Source organism: Qipengyuania triglochinis, from assembly GCF_054655615.1.
The window spans coordinates 224,101-242,963 of the sequence record NZ_BAAHND010000003.1 but is presented as its reverse complement, the minus strand read 5'-3'; the positions used below and the strand labels follow the sequence as shown (position 1 = coordinate 242,963).

The window sequence follows — 18,863 nt, the reverse complement described above, 5'->3', positions numbered from 1 at the left end:
ATGAACCTACCGATCCAGCGCAAGGTATGCGCCACGGTTCTGCCAACACCCTATCTGCTTTTTCTCGGAGATATTACCGAGAAGGGCTTTGCCAAGACTGCCTTCGGTCTGGTCGATTGGGCGCCCGATCTCTGTGTCGGGGAAATGGTGATCGAAGGCGCCGCGGTGAGCGTGGGGTTGGAGCAGATGACACCCCAGCAGGCCATCCGAAAGGGGGCGAAGTCGGTGGTTATTGGGGTTGCCAATCAGGGCGGTATCATCCCTGAAAGCTGGTGCCATTCTCTGGCGCAAGCACTGGAAGCCGGGCTCGATATCGTGAGCGGTCTGCACACTCCCCTCGGCTCGATACCTGTCCTCGCGGAAACCGCGGAGAGGACAGGTCGCCGCCTCATCGATATCCGCCGCCCTCCAAACGACCTTCCGGTCGGGACGGGACGCAAAAGATCCGGTAAACGATTGCTTACGGTCGGGACAGACTGTGCGCTTGGCAAAAAATATTCGGCTCTCGCGTTAGCACGCGCCTTTGATGAAAGGGGGCTAGATGTCGATTTTCGCGCAACGGGCCAGACGGGCATCATGATTTCGGGAAGTGGGATCCCAATGGATGCCGTAGTCTCTGACTTTGAATCCGGCGCGGCTGAGGTTCTTTCTCCCGATGCAGCTCCTGATCACTGGGACGTTATCGAAGGACAAGGTTCTCTTTTCAATCCCGCCTATGCTGCCGTTTCGCTCGGCCTGCTTCATGGCAGTCAGCCCGACGTCTTCGTAGTGTGTCACGACCCGACACGAAAAACGATCATAGGGCTGGACGGCTATCAACTGCCCAGCGTCGAGGAGGTTATCGATCTCACAATCCGCCTCGGTTCGCTCACTAACCCTGCTATACGGTGCGGCGGCATAAGCTTGAATACGTCCAGCCTTCCGGAAGAGGAGGCTGCGGAAGTTCTCGCTACAGAATCGCAGCGGCTACACGGAATGCCGGTGGCTGACCCAATGCGTGGCGGACGGCCCTTCGAACGCCTGCTCGATTGCTGCCTCGCATGAGGGGCGAGAGCGAAGCGGGCGGAGTGACGTTCTTTCAGCGTTACCTCCTGCCTGCTTTCGCTCTGAAAGGGGTCATCATCGGTGGTGGCTATGCAACCGGTCGCGAGTTGGTTGAGTATTTTCTGAGTCTAGGGCCTTTGGGAGCTTTTCTTGCCATGGCGCTGGCAACGGGGGTCTGGACGATCGTTTCAGCGTTGACGTTCGCTTTCGCGCAGCAGACCCGATCCTACGATTACCGCGCATTCATCTCGCAACTGTTGGGTCGCGGCGCGATCGTCTTCGAGATTTGCTTTCTGCTTTTTTCGATCCTGCTGCTCGCGGTGTTCGGTGCCGCCGCGGGCGAGGTTGGAGCGAGCCTTGTTGGCGCTCCGACACTTGTGGGCACGCTTGTCCTCGCTGCTGCGATCGCGCTAGTTGCCGGCCTCGGAGAGCGGGCCGTCGAACTGATGTTTAAGTATGTCTCGGTCTTCCTATACCTTGTTTATGCGGCTTTCCTGGTTCTCGCTCTCAGCCGGGTCGGGGGGCAGATGGACAAAGCGTTCGCGGATGCCGGTATCGAATTCGGCTGGCCAGTAAGCGGATTGACCTACGGTATTTACAATATCGTCGCAGCGATCATGATACTGCCGGTTCTGCGGCACCTGGCGTCCCGACGTCAGGCGTTTGTAGCAGGCATGATAGCGGGGCCGATGGCAATGCTTCCCGCGCTGGCCTTCCTCGTCGCGATGATCGGGTTCTATCCCGCAATACTGGGCGAGACGCTGCCGTCGGACTACGTTCTCCAGCGCCTCGGCAGCCCTGTCTTTCGCTTCGTCTTCCAGATGATGGTATTCGGCGCGTTGCTGGAAAGCGGCGTGGGCGTGATCCACGCGCTGAATGAGCGGGCAGTCGCCTGGCGACAAAATTCTGACCCGCAACGGCCTGTGTCCCCGTGGTTCCGCCCCGGTTTGACCATCTCCGTCCTCGCCGGCTGCATGTTCGTCGCCAACTCGATTGGCCTCGTGGAGCTGATCGCTTCAGGCTACCGAATTATGGCGGGCGTCTTCCTGTTCACTTTCATCCTGCCGCTGCTGACAATCGGAGCTTACAGGCTCTGGTCAGCGCGTGCCTTTCGGACACAGGCATCGGGAAAACACCATGCATAGGACGATCCAATACGCCGTAGCTCTGATCCTTTTTGCTTTCGCACACAATGTGCAGGCCGCACCGCCAGACGGTTTCGAACAGCGCGTCGAAAGTCTTCGCGAAGCATCCGGCGCACCTGGGATCGCGATTACAATCGTCGAACAAGGCGAGACCACTCTGGCGCGTGGCTGGGGCGTCCGCGAATTGGGCGAAGAGGGACCGGTTGATGCCCATACGATCTTTGCAACGGGTTCGACCGGCAAAGCCTTTACCGTCGCCGCCCTCGCCACACTGGTCGATGAACACAAGCTCTCGTGGGACGACAAGGTGATCGACCATATGCCATGGTTTCGGATGAACGACCCATGGGTGACTGCGGAGATGACCGTACGCGACCTGTTGGTCCACCGTAGCGGACTGGGGCTGGGCGCAGGCGACCTGCTATTCGTTCCGCGCTCCAACCTATCGCGAAAGGACACGGTCGAGCGCCTTCGATATATCGAACCAGCGACGAGTTTCCGTTCGTCCTACGCCTACGATAACATTCTCTACATCGTCGCCGGGCAATTGATCGAGGAGATGACCGGCGAGACCTGGGAGCAATACGTTTTCGACCGGGTGCTGCGGGCCGGTGGCATGGTCGATTCCAAATCGGACTACGATAGCCGATATGCCGTCGAAAACCGTGCCAGACCGCACGCACGCACGACGGGGTTACTGCGCGGGCTCGGACCGAACGTTGTCCTAAATGAGCGGGACGAGCTGGGTCGCAATGCTATGCCTGCCGGGGGGCTGGCGATGAGCGCGACGGACATGGCGCAGTGGCTAAAGATTCAGCTCGCCCAAGGCGCAATGCTGGGTGGTGGCAGGCTGTTCAGCGAAGCCGCCGCGAAGGAAATGTGGACGCCGGTCACGCCCATGCCGAACGAAGACTGGCCGGGCGATCTGGCTCCGGCCAATCCGAACTACACCGCCTATGCCCTCGGTTGGCAGGTGCAGGATTATCGCGGCGCGCGGCTGATCTGGCACGGCGGCGGCGTGTTCGGCGCGATCACGCTCGTCGCGCTACTGCCCAATCAGGATGTCGGCATCGCGATCATGATCAATTCCGAAGAGGCTGCGTTGCGGCGCGGGCTCTTTTACGAACTGCTGGACCACTACCTCGGTCTTCCGGCCAACGACTGGCCTGCCAAGTGGGACGCCTTCGTCGCGGAGCGGCTCGAAGTGGGCAGGGCGTTCCTAGCGCAAAGGGAGGAGAAGCCCGCCAATGTCGGCCCCTCGCTTCCGGTCGCGCGCTACGTCGGCACCTATCGCGACCCGTGGTACGGCGATGTTGTGGTAAGCGAGCGTGATGGGGGGCTGTGGATCAACTTCACCACCAATCCCCGCATGGAGGGGCCGCTGGTCCATTACCAATACGACACCTTCAAGACCGAACTGACCGATTCCTCGCTTGAAAATGCGCTGGTGACCTTCGGGCTCGACGCCAATGGCAACATCGAGCGGGTGGCGATGGAAGCAGCCTCGCCCCTTGCAGACTTCAGCTACGACTATCGCGATCTCGACCTTCGCCCCGTCAAGGAGAAGCAGGAATGACAAAGCGCACACTCATCTTGGCCCTATCGGCGACCTCACTTACCGCATGCGCCACCGTGCCTGCGGATGAGGCCGACCTTATGGAGGTCCATCGCAACCTGCTGGTGCTCGATACGCACCTCGACACTGCGCTCAATTTCGGGCGTGAGGGGTGGGATTTCTCCGAAGCGCATACCGAGCAGAACGACATCGCGCAGGTCGATCTCGGGCGGATGGGAGAAGGCTACCTCGATGGCGGGTTCTTCGTCATCTATACCGAACAGGGCCCGCTGACGGCGAAGGGCTATGCCGACGCGCTCGCCCATGCGCGAACCCGGTCGGATCTGATCGACAGCGAGCTGGCGAAGTTTCCCGACATTATCCGCCCGGCAACCACCGTCGCCGAAGCAGAAAAACTGGCGGCAGCGGGCAGTTTGATCGGCTTCAAGTCGATCGAGAACAGCTATCCGCTGGGCAATGATCTGGGCTTGCTGAAGGAGTTCTATGATCGCGGCGTCCGCATGGCGGGGCCGGTTCATACCGGGACCAACCAGTTCGGCGATTCCTCGACTGACGTAGCAAAGTGGAACGGGTTGAGCCCGCTCGGCCGCGAGTGGGTGAAGGAGATGAACCGGCTTGGCATGGTCATTGACGGCAGCCACGCATCGGACGCGGTGTTCGACCAGATGCTCGAACTCTCCGCCGCGCCGATCATATTGTCGCACACCTCGCCGCGCTGGGCCTACGACCACCCGCGCAATCTCGACGATACGCGCATCCGCAAACTTGCCGAGAAGGACGGGGCGATCTGCATGTCGACCATCTTCATGAGCGAGCTCGACCTGAGCGGTGAACGCGGCGAACTGTTCGACCAGTACGAGAATATCGCCAGCATGTCGCCGGCCCAGCAGCGCGACCTGATCGCCGAGTGGCGCGAACTCGATAGGACGCAGCCGCTGTGGGACATCGACCTCGACCGATACATGGAAGCGTTGCTGCACATGATCGAGGTCGCCGGTGTCGATCACGTCTGCTTCGGCAGTGATTGGGACGGTGGCGGCGGCATCGAGGGCCTGATGGAGATCTCCTCTTTGCCCGTGGTAACCGGGCGCTTGCTCGCCGCCGGATATTCACCTGCAGATATCGAGAAGATGACGAGCGGCAATGTGCTGCGTATCATGCGCGAAGTTGAAGCGGAGGCCCACCGACGCGATTGATGAGGGCATGATGACAAAGAGCGCGACCCTCGACCGATTTGAGAAAAAGATCTTGCGAGTGCTGCAGGAAGACGGATCTCTTTCCAATACCGCGATTGCGGAAAAGGTCGGGCTGTCCACCTCACCCTGCTGGCGGCGGATCGACCGGCTGGAACGCGAAGGCTTTATTAAAAAACGGGTTGCACTCGTCGATCGCAAGAAAGTGGGGCTGAATGCCCAGATTTTTGCCCAGGTAAAGCTCAACGCGCATGGTCGCGCCAATCTGGACGAATTTTCGAAGGCCATCCAAGCATTTCCCGAAGTGCTCGAATGTCATGTGTTGATGGGGCCGGTGGACTTCCTTCTGAGAGTAGTGGCACCCGATATCGAGGCATACGAACGGTTCTTCTTTAATCGGCTGTCGCGCCTGCCGGGTGTTCAAGAGGTCAACTCGACAATCGCGCTGTCGGAAATCAAATGGACAACCTGTCTGCCGGTCGATTGATCGACCGGGTGAATAAACCGCAAAAGCCGACCATTCGGGTCAATTCTACCGGTTCCGCTGAACTTCCAACCGGTATTAGAACGAAAAATCCGTCTGCACTCGACCACAAGTGGCTCCGAAACAACGGAGATCCACGATGCAAAATTCCCGCCTTGATCCAGAATGTCCGCCCGAAGCAGTTCATGTCGTAACGGACGAGGCGAGCGGCCTCGACGGGGTCATCGTGTTGCATTCATCTCGTCTCGGCCCCGCCGCCGGCGGGTGCCGGCTTTGGCATTATGATGACAGGGGCGCGATGATGAGTGATGGTCTGCGGCTCGCTGAAGGAATGGCCTACAAAAATGCAATGGCGGACCTTCCCTTGGGTGGTGGCAAATCCGTCATCAATGTGCCCAGAGGCGATTTCGACCGCAAGCGACTGTTCGAGGCATTTGGCCGCAAGGTTGCAGAGTTGAAGGGGCAGTATGTCGCTGCCGAGGACGTGGGTACGAGCGTTGCGGACATGGAAGAGGTACGAAGCCAAACGGACTACGTGGCTGGCTTGACGCCGAAAGGAGGCAAGGCTGGCGGCGATCCTTCCCCATGGACCGCACTGGGCGTTTTCCGCTCTATGCAAACAGCGGTGCGCCATAAGCTTCGCACCGAGCTGACCGGCCTGACGGTGGCGGTGCAAGGCTTGGGTCATGTGGGCTCTTCGCTTTGCGGCCTTCTCCACGACTCCGGTGTCCGATTGATTGTAACCGAGGTCCGGAGCGATGTGGCGGCGAGTGTCGCCTGTCGATATGGAGCCGAGATCGTGCGCCCGTCCGAAATTCTCTCTACGCGGTGCGATGTTTTCTCACCCTGCGCGCTGGGAGCAGTGGTGACCGAGGAGAACGTCGAGAAGCTCCGGGCAGCCGTCGTTTGTGGTGCCGCTAACAACATACTGGCGACCTCGGAAGCGGGCGACATGCTGGCCGAGCGTGATATTCTGTATGCGCCAGACTACGTGGTGAATGCAGGGGGAATTATCAACGTGTGCGCCGAATATCTCGGCTGGGAAGTCGCCGAAGTCGAAGAACGCGTAGAGGTAAGCGGTGAGCGACTCGCGAGGGTATTCGAAGAAGCCGAAGTGTCCGGCCTTCCTCCGCACCGTGCTGCCTGCTGCTTGGCTCGGGCAAAGCTCTCTCATGGCAGGAGATGAGGAACGTGGCGCCGCCTCGCCTCAGCAAATCACGATGATCTGGATATACCGGCTCCGAATGCCATACTTGAGCCTTCGGTCTCATCGATGAGGGGTTAGATCACGGCTTGTTGGCGGCGGGTGCTTTGAACGAACCCTATTTTCCGAAAAAGCTCACTTCAGTCGCTTTGGTTCTTGTTGCGCTTTCCACTCCATCAGGGGCAATATCCCGGAGCGTCTCAAGAGATCGACGCAGCATGGGCGGAAGCTCTTGTGGCCCATGATAAGCGTTTCTGTATGCGAGACTTCTAAACAGCGGTTACTCTTATGCAGAAGACACCAGCCCGCGACGAAAAACCGGGTTGGCTCGTACGATAGACCGGGGTGCAAAATCTCGGGTTTAAGAAGGTGATCCTGCTTGTCGCGAAAAGCGAAGTGAATACCTTTTCCTAATCAGCCTTCGCGTAGTAATTGGAAATGGACCGTGATGTCGGATCGCTCCACCGGAGGAAGCCATAATTCCGTAATTGCATGCATGTATCTCTGCGATTGGCAATCGGTTAGGTAAGCGATAATCCGCGCCAACACACCGTTGCCGGCCGTGGCGAGCCGCTCGCCAACTAAATGGTCGAGGTTGCCTTTCGCGAATAAAAGCGCGTTGACCTCCAGGGGTTAGACGCGTCGTTGAGGCATCGCGGCGGCCTCCGTCAGAATGTAGCCGTATCCTGCCACGCTATCGATCCGCACACAGGGGCATCGAGCGTGGCGATGTCGTGATAGAACTGGCATGTCGAGCTCTCGGTTTCAGTGCCAGTTGCTTGGCTTTAGGAGGCGAGGGCAGCCGTCGTAGGGCCGCTAAGCAGCCGCATAAGCCTGTCCTGTCGTGCTATCTTTGCCACTGTCTCAAACTGTCAGGAGGGTTTCTCTGCGCGTTCGATACAGGAAACGAAACCAGAAACATGGTGACGATACTATACCATTCGGCCCAATCCAAGTGACACACGATTGTTAGTCTCGTCGTTTGCTGGGCGCGGATGTCGATATTCAGGAAGTCTCAATCATGCAAAACCAATGGTACTAGCGGACGTGATCCGGACGATCCGCAACCAGAAACGAAGGGCCCTTACTTCGTCGAAAGTCCCTCACCTTGTCGATGCCCGCGAATATATCCGATAGCGCAGGACTATTGTGCTTTACCTGACCGATCCTATTCTGCGGCATGCCGGTGCCGACAGTCGGTTTGCACGCCGTGAGGCTTATCTTTCTTGGATATTGTGTTAATAGTGCGGAATTGAGCCGATACTGATAGTAAATTGGGCAAGGATCCGACCCGGCTATCGAAGCGGGCCTACGGAACGAAGCCAAGATGCTCGAACGTGTGGTGCATCAATTGCGCCATGGGCATGGCTGCTGCGCGAACGTTTCAGCGTGGCAGATATGCCGGGTGCGTCTCCTTCTCACTGGTTCAGAGTTAAGCTGCCAGACGATCCTGTAATTCGCAATTGGGCAGAACGGGGTGCTACGCATTTCGCGATTTAGTAGCCTTCTAGTCTAGCAGGCGAATAACATCCCGACGTTTCAGAAGCTTAGTTCATTTGGTGCTCCGCTTGGCGCTATCGCCGACATAGAGCGAGCAATGACCGGGCGCGAATGTCATGTACGTAGTAACCATCACCAGAAATACCGCCGGAGCTTGCTAGCGTTCAAGTTGGGAGCGCCCTCCCTGTATGGTACAACATAACATTGACTTCGCAACTTTGGGCGGTAGTAGGGCGCTCCCCACGATACACTATCTCGTCCCTTTTCTCTTTCCTTCGAGAGCTTCCGATGACCAAATGTTTTCTCGCCAGTTCGGCTCTTTCTTCGCTGACGCTCTTGGTTGCGCCGACGCAAGTTGCTGCACAGCCCAAAGCGAACGGCGATGCGAAATATCCCAATGCACAGGGTAACGAGGTTGCAATTATCGTTACTGGCGTACGTCAGGCCTATCGTGGCGACTTTGCCCTTACGGAAATTCCTCAGTCGATCGACACGATCTCTGCCGAGACACTCCAAGAAAATTCTCTGGTGCGTCTAAACGATGCGCTCGACCTGAACGCTTCGATCGCACGGCAGAACACGCTTGGCGGCCTTTGGGATTCCTTTGCGATCCGGGGGTTCGCGGGTGATGAAAACATTCCGACTGGGTATCTCGTCAATGGCTTCAATGGCGGGCGCGGCTTTGGCGGTGAGCGCGATACCGCAGGGATCGAACGGATCGAAGTGCTGAAAGGCCCGGCAGCTGCGCTGCTTGGTCGGGGCGAGCCGGGGGGCACGGTTAATCTCGTCACCAAGCAAGCGGTGGTCGGCGATACATTCGGTACGTTCGGTCTGCAATTTGGCAGCTTCGAACGGCTGCGCTCCGAAGCCGACGTCAATCTTGCCGTCACCGATGGGGTGAGCGCCCGCATCATAGCCTATGCCGAGGATGGCGATACCTTCCGGGATACGGTTAAGGAATATCGTTGGGGTTTCCTGCCCTCGATCGGTTTCGCGCTGGGGCCTGATACCCGCCTTACGTATGATCTCGAAAAGACGCGCGTTGAAGTCCCATTCGACCGCGGAATAGTCGTGCTGGACGGCGATTTCGACACTGTGCCACGGGATCGCTATTTGGGTGAGCCTGGCGATGGCGACCATGTCGCGCGTGCCGAAGGGCATCAGCTCCGCCTGCAGCACGAGTTCAGCGATCGGTGGAGCATGCTGCTAGGCGCGAATATTCGCGACACGCTGCTGACTGGCACATCTTCCGATCCCGAACTTGCGGGATCGCGCCAGCCGATCTTCACCGATGGCCGGTCGCTTTCGCGCCAGCGTCGTTCCCGCCTGTATGATTCTCAGCAGCAGGTCTTTCGCGGCGAGATCACCGGCGAGTTTGAAACGGGCGGCCTGCGCCACCGCATTCTCATCGGGGCCGACCATGACGAGTTTGAGAATTATCAGGATTTCCGGCGTGTCCGCCCGCCATCACTAGGTAGCAATCCGAGCGAGGAGTCCGCCTACATAATCGATATTCTCGATCCGGTTTATGGTCGCTTTCCGCTGCCCACGCCTTTGCCGAACAATGATCGGCTGGACCTGCAGAAATCAACCGGCATTTTCATCCAGGATCAGGTGGAACTAAGTGATCGCCTGCAGATCCGTATCGGCGCGCGGTATGACGACTATACCCTGCGGACCGAGAATTACCTCACCGATGTGACCAGCGAGCGCAAGGATGACCGGATCAGTCCCCAGTTCGGGCTTGTCTATGAACTGGCGGCAGCCGTCACCCTCTATGCCGCCTATGGCGAGGGCTTCCGCGCGAATATCGGTACCGACGTCACGGGTCGCATCTTCGATCCGGAAATCAGCAAGTCGATGGAATTGGGGGCCAAGCTTACAATGCTGGATGGCGCGCTCAACGGTACACTTGCCCTATACCAGTTGGAAAAGAGCAACGTCCTTGCCAGCGACATTAACAACCCCGGCTTTTCGGTCGCTATCGGCGAAGCGCGCAGCCGCGGGGTTGAACTGGATGTGGACGGCCGCCTGCCGGGCGGCGTCGATGTGTTGCTTAGCTATGCCTATGTCGATGCAGAATCGCGTTCCAGCGTGCTCGACCCGAATTTCTCCTTCGTGATCGAGCCAGGCGATCCACTGATCAATATTCCCGACCACACCTTCAACGCCCAAGCTTCCAAGACTTTCAAGCTGGCCGGCCGCGACGCGAAACTGGGCGGCGGCGTGCAATATGTCAGCGATCGGCTGGGCGCGACCGGCACCGATTTCTTCCTGCCCGATCATACTTTGGTTCGACTATTCGGGGAGGTCGAGTTGCTGAACAATGTCACCCTCTACGGCACGATAGCGAACGTATTCAACGAAGATTGGTATGCCAACAGCTACTCCCAGCTGTGGGTCCAGCCGGGCGCACCGCGCACCGCAACCGTTGGCTTCCGGGCGGGGTTCTGATGATGCTGAAACATGATCTGACGCCTGTCATCGCAATTGCCGACGTGCATCACAGCTATGGCGCGAACGCTGTGCTGCGCGGGCTCAATCTAACCGTGCGCCGGGGCGAAATATACGCGCTGCTTGGCGGCAACGGGGCGGGCAAGTCGACCACGCTTTCAGCGCTCTTAGGCTTCTTGGCTCCCGAACGAGGGACGGTGCGGGTATGCGGTATCGACCCTGTGGCCGATCCTCGCGGCGCGCGCGCGACAATGGCCTATGTGCCGGAGAACGTCTCGCTTTACGAACATCTCACTGCGCGTGAGAATATCGGATATTTCCTTGCTCTGGCCGGGGTGACACGCGGTAAGGAGGCTATCGACAGCGGCCTAACTGCTGTGGGCCTCGCACCGAAGGCGTGTGACAAGAGGCTCTCTGGTTATTCCAAGGGCATGCGCCAGAAAGTTGCAATTGCCCTTGCGTTGGCAAGAGACGTGCCGGTTTTGCTATTGGACGAGCCGACCTCAGGGCTTGATCCGCGCGCCGTGCTCGAATTCAACCAGTTGCTAGATGCTGCGCGCGAACGCGAGGTCGCGGTCCTGATGGTTACGCACGACATTGTGAGCGCAGTCGACATCGCCGACCGGATCGGTTTTCTGGGCGATGGCCGCATCGAGGAAGAGCGCGAAGCCAATTCCACAGGCCCACGGTTCGATCTCAACGCTCTCCATGCGCGCTATGCTCGTTCAGGTGAACCGGTATGAGTGCTGCGACCCTGATCGCGCGCGAAGAGTGGCGAGTGCTCGCGCGCAACCGCGCAGGGCTGATCGCCACCGCGCTGCTCGTATTGCTAATTATTGTGGCCAGTTTCACCAGCCTGGAACGGCGTAATGCGATCGAAGCAGATCGCGAGCGCTATCAGGCCAGCGTCGATGAGACTTTCGATGCGCAGCCCGATCGCCATCCGCACCGAATGGTCCATTACGGCCAATTCGTATTCCGCCCGATTTCTCCGTTGGCGTTCTTCGATCCAGGCGTGGACAGTTTCACAGGGAACACAATCTTCCTCGAAGGGCATCGTCAGAACAGCGCCAATTTCGCCGAGGCACGCCAATCATCGTTGCTCATGCGCTTCGGCCAGCTGACTCCAGCCTTCGTGCTGCAGACTCTGGCGCCGCTGCTGCTGATCTTCCTGACTTTCGCCAGCGTCGCACGTGAAAAAGAGCGTGCCACGCTCAAGCTGATGCTGGCCCAAGGAGTGGGTGGACGCAGCCTGATCGCTGGAAAACTTCTTGGACACGGAGCCATCGCGCTCGTGGTAGGCCTACCGGCGTTCGCTGTATTGAGCGTTTTCGCGGCCACTGGCGCGGCCGGTTGGGGGAGCGTGGGCCTGATGGTGCTGGGCTATGCCGCCTGGCTCTTGCTTTGGGCGGTGCTCGGCGTGGTTGTTTCAGCGCTGACAGCACGCCCGCGCGATGCGCTGGCTATCCTCATCGGCCTCTGGATGGTGACGGTGATCCTGCTTCCGCGCGCATTGCCCGAAGCAGCCTCGGCGCAGAGCGAACTTGCGACCAAGATCGAAACCGAAATCGCGCTACACCGCGACCTGCTCGAAATCGGGGACAGCCACGATCCTGAAGATCCCTACTTCAACGATTTCAAGGAAGAGGTTCTAGCCGAATATGGGGTCGACACCGTTGAGGAGCTGCCAGTTCAGTATGCCGGCCTCGTCAGCATCGAGGGTGAGCGTTTGACGACACAAATTTACGCTGATGCCGCTGAACGGCAAATTGCGCGCCAGACTCATCAAAACGCTTTCGTCCACGCATTCTCCGTCGTTAGCCCACTTATCGCTATTCGGCAGCTGTCGATGGCGTTCGCAGGCAGCGATCTGGCGGCGCATCACGACTTTCTGAATCAGGCCGAGCGCTTTCGCTACGATTTCGTCCAGCGGCTGAACCGAATGCAGGCCGAGCTGCTGCCCGGCATAGGGGGCGAAGATCCGCGTATCTCGGCCGCCTACTGGCAAGAGATTCCCCGCTTTGCTTACCAGCCAGTAGATCCCTTGGAGCGTTCTCAGGCCATTGCTTGGCCCTTCGCTGTCTTGCTCGCATGGCTTGTTGCACTTAGCGCGCTGGCAGCATTCGCCGCGCGTCGCATTGGGAGGACTGCACGATGAGCACGTCTTCAATCTGGCTAGCCGAAACGCGGCTGCTGTTGCGTTCCGGCCGCAATCTTCTCGCACTGCTATTGCTGCTGGTGTTGGCAAGTGCCGCGCTATGGGCCGGGATTTCCGAAATCGAGCACCAGCGCGCCACTATCGACCGGGTAGAGCGCGAGCAGGTTCGTGATCTAGCTGCGGTCGAACAGGCGAATGCTGGCCCCGAGGGGGATGCGGGCTACAACGCCTATTACGGCTTCATGCTGACGCAGGATCCGCCGCCGCCGTTATCTTTCGCGGCAATCGGTCAGCGCGATCTACAGCCTTATGTTTTGCGAGTACGCGCGCTTGGGCTGCAAGCGCAGCTCTATGATTCAGAAACGTACAATCCCGAACTGGCGCTTCCGGGCGTATTCGATTGGGCGTTCGTACTCATCTATCTCCTGCCGCTGGTCGTGATCGCCCTCGGTCATGATCTGGTAACCGGCGAACGCGAGAACGGGCGGCTACGGTTGCTGCTTTCCCTGCCAAGGGGCGGGCTGTGGCGCCGCCGGGTGAGTCTGCGTTATGGCGCGGTGCTCGCCGCGCTCGGCTTGCCTTTAATTGTCGGTGGAGTGATCATGGCCGCGCCTGCTTCGGGCATCGCAGCCATGCTTCTGACAGCCGCGCTCTATTGCGCGTTCTGGTTCGGTCTGGCGATGCTAATCGGAGCAAGCCTGCGTACGTCCGCCACTGCAGCGGCGGCAATGATCGGGTGCTGGATTGTACTCACGCTTGTCATACCGACCCTGGCCAATGCCGCTATTGCGCGCACGGTCCCGGTTGCCAAAGGAATTGACCTCACTCTGGCACAGCGCGAGGTCGTCCATAAAGGCTGGGATATTCCCAAAGCCGAAACGTTCGAACGATTCTTCGTCAACCATCCCGAATGGCGCGGCAAAGAGGAATTTGAAGGTCGCTTTCACTGGAAATGGTATTACGCGATGCATCAGGTAGGTGATGAAGCGGTTGCTGCTGACGTCGCCGCCTATCGCGCGAGTCTTGCACGACGCGAAGACCTGACGGATGCGCTCGGCTTCGTCTTACCCGGCGTTGGAACGATGAATGTTCTCCACCGGCTCGCCGATACCGATATCCGCGGCCAGCTTGCCTATCAGGACAGCATCGCGGCCTTCCACGACAGACTTCGCAGCTTCTACTACCCGTACATGTTCGATGAACGCGCGTTCACCAACGCCGACTTCGCGCAAATCCCACGATACGAAGCCAGAAGCGCAACGGGCACTCTAACGATAAGCTCGCTAATTTCTCTCGGCATATTGGCAATGCTAGCAATAGGTTTCGGCGCGCTGCGTGTCTCTGGCGTGAACGGGGCACACTTGCCGCGGGGCACTTAATAGCGTGGGATTATGAGCCAAAGTTGCGGGAGCGGCTAATCGCGGGAAAGGCGGAGAATTTTTCGCAACAGGTGGCGTAGCAGACCTCTCATATTCTTGATTTTCAGAATATCGACAAAGATGCCCACAACTTGCGTAAGCAATTGGTCGTCGACCGAACCCTGAGTTTCTAGTTTAGCGGTTTGCTTCGACATTGGCCCAACTTACAAAGCGCTACTTGAAATGGAGGGAGTTTACGGGAGGCCTATTTGGAAGGTGGTAGGATTTACGCCAGTAAGTTCCAGCGATCCACCATGGCCACGCGCAATTTGTCTTGCGAGCGATAGGCCAATTCCGGAGCCTTGGCATTTGGTCGTGTGGAACGGCCGAAAGATTATGCCTATACTTTCCGGCGCAATGCCGACCCCTTCGTCGGTGACGGTTATTGTGAGCTTATTGCTCTTGCGCGCTATTGACAGAGCGACGCGAGGCTTCTGGGTCTTGATCGTCGCTTCGGCAGCATTATTGAGCAGGGCCCAAACAGCTTGGTGCATCTGGTCGCGATCCATCCTCCATTCGCCAGTGTCGTCTACCTCAAGCTTGAGAGATGCGGCGGGCCACCGCCGCGCAAAAAGTTGCGCTAGGTCATGCGCGAATTGGTCGAGTGAAGTCGGAGCGAGTATTGGTTCAGGTAGTCGGGCGAGCGCCCGGTAATCGCTTGCGAAGCGCTGCAAGCCTTCAGCGCGGCGCGCAAGGGGGCCCAAGATTTCGACCAGCAACGCAGTATCCACCGGCTCCTGCGCCGCCGCCGTTTGCGCACTCTCTGCCAGTGAAACGATTGGTGAGAGACCGTTGAGCAATTCATGTCCAAGTACCTCAATCAAATCCGAACTGGCACGCGCCTCTGCAGCCAGTTCCTCGCGCTCGACATCGATCAGCGCGGCAACTGTCACGCCAGATGAAGTTTCCACCCGGTCGATTCGCCAAAGCCGCCCCTCATGGCGGAGCGTCGTAGTCGCAGGATCGAGGAGGGGAGGAGGCACTGGGACAATGCGGTCGTCGGCTCCAAAAGCTGCGCGTGCAGAGCGGTTGAGTACCCGTGCCGTATCACGATCGATCGCCAACAGCGGGGTCGGCGCAGCATCGAGCAGCAGGCGATGGACCGCAACTTCGTTATCTTCCGTTTCGCTCTCTCCTTCCGGCTTGAGAGATGGGGCCAACGCGGAATTCCACCACGCGAGTGCAAGTGCCCATATCCCTGCGAGTCCTGCACCGGTTAACAGGCCCCAGCGTCCGGTGCCCCACGCGAAGACCGCGACGGATGCGCAGGCGAACAGGCCGATGCCAAGCCCGACCGCGCGCCATCCTCGCCGATGGTACAGCATCATAGCCCGTGGCGCTCCATCCGCCGATAAAGCGCGCCTCGGCTAAGCCCCAGAGCCTTCGCCGCATGACTGACGTTGTGATGATGCTCAGCCAGTGCGGCTACGATCATCGCCTTTTCGGTGCGGTTTAGATCGAAGCTGGGAGTATCCTGTTCAGTGGGGCGGTTGGCTGCAAGTGGTTGGGCGATGGACAGGGAGCTGGTATCGATCGTCTCATCATCGGTCAGCAAAACAGCACACTCAATCTCGGCCGCCAGGCCGCGAACCTGGTCGGGCCAGTCGGCTTCGCGCAGGGCAGCTTCGGCCGCTTCGGTCAGGCGCGATGAGGTGCGCCCAAAGCGAGCCGCTGCATCGGAAACGAAATGGCGCGCAAGGATCGGAATATCCGCGCGGCGCTCTGTAAGAGAGGGTACGGCAATTTCGATTGTACCGAGCCGCCTGCGGAGCGCAGGGTATAGCGCTTCGAGCCGGTCGGAGATCGTGATAGGCCGGACATTATCGGAGAGTTTCATGGCGAGCCGGTCCTGCGCGAGCTCGTCGAGACGCTCGGGATAGCGCAGAATCACGCTCCCCTCTGCATCCTCAATTCCTTCAAGTGCGCCCTCTTCGCGCAGATCGATCTGCAGCGGCTTTCTGTTGGCATCGGCAGAGGCTGCATGGACGGCCATTGCCGCCAGCTTTCTCCCCGCCCCCGACGGCCCAGTGATCGCGACCCCGGCCATTGTTGGACCGACCCGACGTATCAGTCGGCGTAATTCCTCGATGCGTTGGCTCTTGCCAAGAATGCGGGCCGGTGCGATGCTGCGGTTGGTAACCTGTGTGCTTGCGCTCGCTGCGAGCGGTTGGCGACCCACCGCAGCTTCAACCTTGCTAATCAGGTCGGCGTTGTTCCAAGGCTTGACCGCAAAATCTCGCGCGCCCGACTGCATAGCTTTCACTGCCATGCGAACGCCACCATGCGCAGTCAACACCACGACGCAGGCTCCAGGGTCATCTGACACGATCCGGTGGAGGCAGGCAAGCCCCTCTTCGCCGTCGCTCTTGCCGGGGGTAAAATTGAGATCGAGGACTATACCATCGAACTGCGTTCGGGCGAGTTTAGAGAATGCGTCCTCCGGTTCGTGCGCCACAGTCAGACTGTGTCCTGCCATGCGGAAAGCGATCTCCATCGCGCTGGCGACTTCAGGTCGATCATCGATCAGGAGAATCGCCAAGCCGAGCTTTTTGCTTGACGCTTCGCTCTGCTGTCCATTTGCGGACACAGTGTCCGGCAATGGACGGTTAAATGCAGAAACACTTCGGGGATTACTAGTGATCATAGATACTTAGGTCTTTTGATCCTGTTCGGCGATACTGAGCACATGATGACGCACAGAGCCGAACAGTCCAGCAGTTTGTCTTCGCCCGCACGCGGTGCCGCGATGGACCGAAAGGTCGAGAAACCGAAAGTCCCGTTATGGCGCGACAAACGTTTGCTGATTACCATGGCAGTTGGGGCGATCGCAGTTGCCGGATGGCGCGCGATTCCCCCCAGCGGATCGACCGACGTCGATGGGGACAATCTTCAGACTGGCGAAGTCATCCGCGCCGCTTTCGCCGATTACCTTCCCGTGCGTGCCAGCGTCGTTCCCGCAACGACCACATTGGTCGGCGTGATGAGTGGAGGCCAAGTCGAAGAATTGTACGTGCAGGACGGCACGCTGGTTACCAAGGGGCAAGCGCTCGCCACGCTGGCAAATCCTGATCTCGAACTCACCGTGCTTAGCCAGGAAGCGCAGATCGCCAGCCAGCTCGGTGGTGTTGCGGCCGAAAACCTAGGCATCCAGCGTTCGCGGGTTGAGCGCGCGAGCCAGGTGGCCGCTGCCGAATACGACCTGGTCCGCGCGCGCCGCGATCTCGATATTCGCAAGCAATTGCACGAGAAGGGCTTCGTTTCCGACGCTGGAGTAAAGAGTTACCAGGAAGAGGTAGACTACCAGGCCCGGCGCCTCTCGCAGTTGCGCCATGGCAGCGCCGTCGAAGCCGGGATCACCGCGACTCAGGGTCAGATGCTCGACGCGACCAAGACACGATTGCGCAGCAATCTCGCCGCGGTGCGCGGCAGCCTCGATGCGCTGACAATCCGGGCACCGACGGCGGGCCGTCTCACCAACTTTCCGCTCCAACCGGGACAAACGCTCGCCCCTGGAGATCCGGCCGGGCAGGTAGATAGCGAAGGCGCGTGGAAGCTGGAGGCGCAAGTAGACGAATTTTATCTTGGTCGGGTCGAGGTGGGGCAGAAGGCCCGCACCTCGTCAGGCGCGGGTTTGACCGTGTCGAAGGTCCTGCCGACAGTCGGTGAAGGACGGTTCCGCATCGAACTGACTTTCAACACATCACCAAAACGATATCTCAATCGCGGGCAGAATCTCGACGTGCGGATCACGCTTGGAGCCGCAACTTCTGCAGTGATCGCGCCTGTCGGAGGATGGCTTACCGATGGCGGATCGTCGGTTTTCGTTATCGGTCCAGATGGCGACGTAGCGCATCGTGCAAGTGTAGAAATCGGGCGCCGCAATCCGCGCCAAGTCGAAATCCTGTCTGGCCTCGAGCCAGGGCAGCGCATCGTCATCAGCAACCTTGCGAGGGTGCAGGGCGATACAATCAACATTCGCTGAAAAGAGGGGTAAACTTCGTGATCAAGCTCGACAATATCGAACGCCGTTACATTTCCGACGAGGTCGAAACGACGGCCTTGGTCGATGTGAACCTCAATGTGGCCGAAGGCGATTTTCTCGCCATCATGGGACCATCGGGTTGCGGTAAGTCTACCCTGTTAAACACGCTAGGAACGATCGATCGGCCGACATCAGGTAATTACTGGTTCGGCAATATCGATCTCGCCACGCTTGCCGAAAAGAAGCTGGCCAAGTTTCGCGCGGCGCAGCTGGGCTTCGTGTTTCAGAGTTTCAATCTTATCGATGAGTTGACCATTCAGGAGAACATCGCGCTGGGTCTCGCCTATCGCAAGGATGTTTCGGGCAACAAGGCGGATAGGGTTGCATCTGCGATGGATACGGTCGGCATAGCCCATCGTGCACGGCATTTTCCACACCAGCTTTCCGGGGGCCAGCAGCAGCGAGCGGCCATCGCCCGTGCAATTGTGGGCCAGCCCAAATTGATTCTCGCAGATGAACCAACCGGCAATCTCGATAGCGCTAATGGCGAGCAAGTGATGGACATCCTCACCGCGCTCAACGAAAGTGGCGCGACCATCGTGATGGTGACCCACTCGCCCAGCCACGCCGACATGGCGAAGCGCCGGATCGACATGCTCGATGGTCGCATTGTCGCCAGCGCCATGCGCGCGATTTGAGGAGGAC

14 protein-coding genes are annotated in these 18,863 nt (G+C 59.0%); 12 read left to right on the top strand and 2 right to left on the bottom strand.

Going from position 1 to position 18,863, the window contains the following annotated elements:
- The 10 genes from ACYQ0G_RS12890 to ACYQ0G_RS12845 all read left to right on the top strand — a co-directional run bounded on the left by ACYQ0G_RS12890 (position 1) and on the right by ACYQ0G_RS12845 (position 14,137).
- On the top strand, positions 1 to 1,044 hold the full coding sequence (locus ACYQ0G_RS12890) for an N-acetyltransferase DgcN family protein (RefSeq protein ID WP_460103264.1): 1,044 nt from the start codon (positions 1 to 3) through the stop codon (positions 1,042 to 1,044).
- A complete protein-coding gene (locus ACYQ0G_RS12885; protein WP_460103262.1) occupies positions 1,041 to 2,189 on the top strand; it encodes a YkvI family membrane protein in 1,149 nt (382 codons plus the stop codon). Before ACYQ0G_RS12890 ends, ACYQ0G_RS12885 begins: the two co-directional genes overlap by 4 nt.
- The gene (locus tag ACYQ0G_RS12880; RefSeq protein WP_460103260.1) at positions 2,182 to 3,765 is read left to right on the top strand and encodes a serine hydrolase; all 1,584 of its coding nucleotides are present in this window, start codon (positions 2,182 to 2,184) and stop codon (positions 3,763 to 3,765) included. The genes ACYQ0G_RS12885 and ACYQ0G_RS12880 overlap by 8 nt, the downstream gene beginning before the upstream one ends.
- A complete protein-coding gene (locus ACYQ0G_RS12875) occupies positions 3,762 to 4,961 on the top strand; it encodes a dipeptidase (RefSeq protein ID WP_460103258.1) in 1,200 nt (399 codons plus the stop codon). Before ACYQ0G_RS12880 ends, ACYQ0G_RS12875 begins: the two co-directional genes overlap by 4 nt.
- 7 nt (positions 4,962 to 4,968) lie before the next feature.
- Positions 4,969 to 5,445, top strand: coding sequence for an Lrp/AsnC family transcriptional regulator (locus ACYQ0G_RS12870; RefSeq protein ID WP_460103256.1), 477 nt, complete (start codon positions 4,969 to 4,971; stop codon positions 5,443 to 5,445).
- 136 nt (positions 5,446 to 5,581) lie between these two features.
- A complete protein-coding gene (locus ACYQ0G_RS12865; RefSeq protein WP_460103255.1) occupies positions 5,582 to 6,628 on the top strand; it encodes a Leu/Phe/Val dehydrogenase in 1,047 nt (348 codons plus the stop codon).
- A 1,806-nt stretch (positions 6,629 to 8,434) separates the two neighbouring features.
- Positions 8,435 to 10,600, top strand: coding sequence for a TonB-dependent siderophore receptor (locus ACYQ0G_RS12860; RefSeq protein WP_460103253.1), 2,166 nt, complete (start codon positions 8,435 to 8,437; stop codon positions 10,598 to 10,600).
- A 2-nt stretch (positions 10,601 to 10,602) separates the two neighbouring features.
- Positions 10,603 to 11,343: an ABC transporter ATP-binding protein gene (locus tag ACYQ0G_RS12855; RefSeq protein WP_460103381.1), complete on the top strand. Its 741-nt coding sequence runs from the start codon at positions 10,603 to 10,605 to the stop codon at positions 11,341 to 11,343.
- Entirely contained in the window at positions 11,340 to 12,758 is a 1,419-nt protein-coding gene (locus tag ACYQ0G_RS12850) for an ABC transporter permease (RefSeq protein WP_460103251.1), read from the top strand. The genes ACYQ0G_RS12855 and ACYQ0G_RS12850 overlap by 4 nt, the downstream gene beginning before the upstream one ends.
- On the top strand, positions 12,755 to 14,137 hold the full coding sequence (locus ACYQ0G_RS12845; protein ID WP_460103249.1) for an ABC transporter permease: 1,383 nt from the start codon (positions 12,755 to 12,757) through the stop codon (positions 14,135 to 14,137). The genes ACYQ0G_RS12850 and ACYQ0G_RS12845 overlap by 4 nt, the downstream gene beginning before the upstream one ends.
- A 233-nt stretch (positions 14,138 to 14,370) precedes the next feature.
- Here the strand turns inward: ACYQ0G_RS12845 and ACYQ0G_RS12840 are convergent, their stop codons facing one another.
- Positions 14,371 to 15,504, bottom strand: a complete 1,134-nt coding sequence (locus ACYQ0G_RS12840; RefSeq protein ID WP_460103248.1) for a sensor histidine kinase — start codon at positions 15,502 to 15,504, stop codon at positions 14,371 to 14,373.
- Positions 15,501 to 16,715 (bottom strand): sigma-54-dependent transcriptional regulator, encoded by a 1,215-nt coding sequence (locus ACYQ0G_RS12835; RefSeq protein ID WP_460103246.1) that lies wholly within the window; start codon positions 16,713 to 16,715, stop codon positions 15,501 to 15,503. The genes ACYQ0G_RS12840 and ACYQ0G_RS12835 overlap by 4 nt, the downstream gene beginning before the upstream one ends.
- A gap of 147 nt (positions 16,716 to 16,862) precedes the next feature.
- Here ACYQ0G_RS12835 and ACYQ0G_RS12830 point away from each other — a divergent pair, with 147 nt between their 5' ends.
- Together ACYQ0G_RS12830 and ACYQ0G_RS12825 are read left to right on the top strand one after the other, a co-directional pair.
- Positions 16,863 to 18,158, top strand: coding sequence for an efflux RND transporter periplasmic adaptor subunit (locus ACYQ0G_RS12830; protein WP_460103244.1), 1,296 nt, complete (start codon positions 16,863 to 16,865; stop codon positions 18,156 to 18,158).
- Between the two features lie 17 nt (positions 18,159 to 18,175).
- Positions 18,176 to 18,856, top strand: coding sequence for an ABC transporter ATP-binding protein (locus ACYQ0G_RS12825; RefSeq protein WP_460103243.1), 681 nt, complete (start codon positions 18,176 to 18,178; stop codon positions 18,854 to 18,856).
- Positions 18,857 to 18,863: the final 7 nt, after the last annotated feature.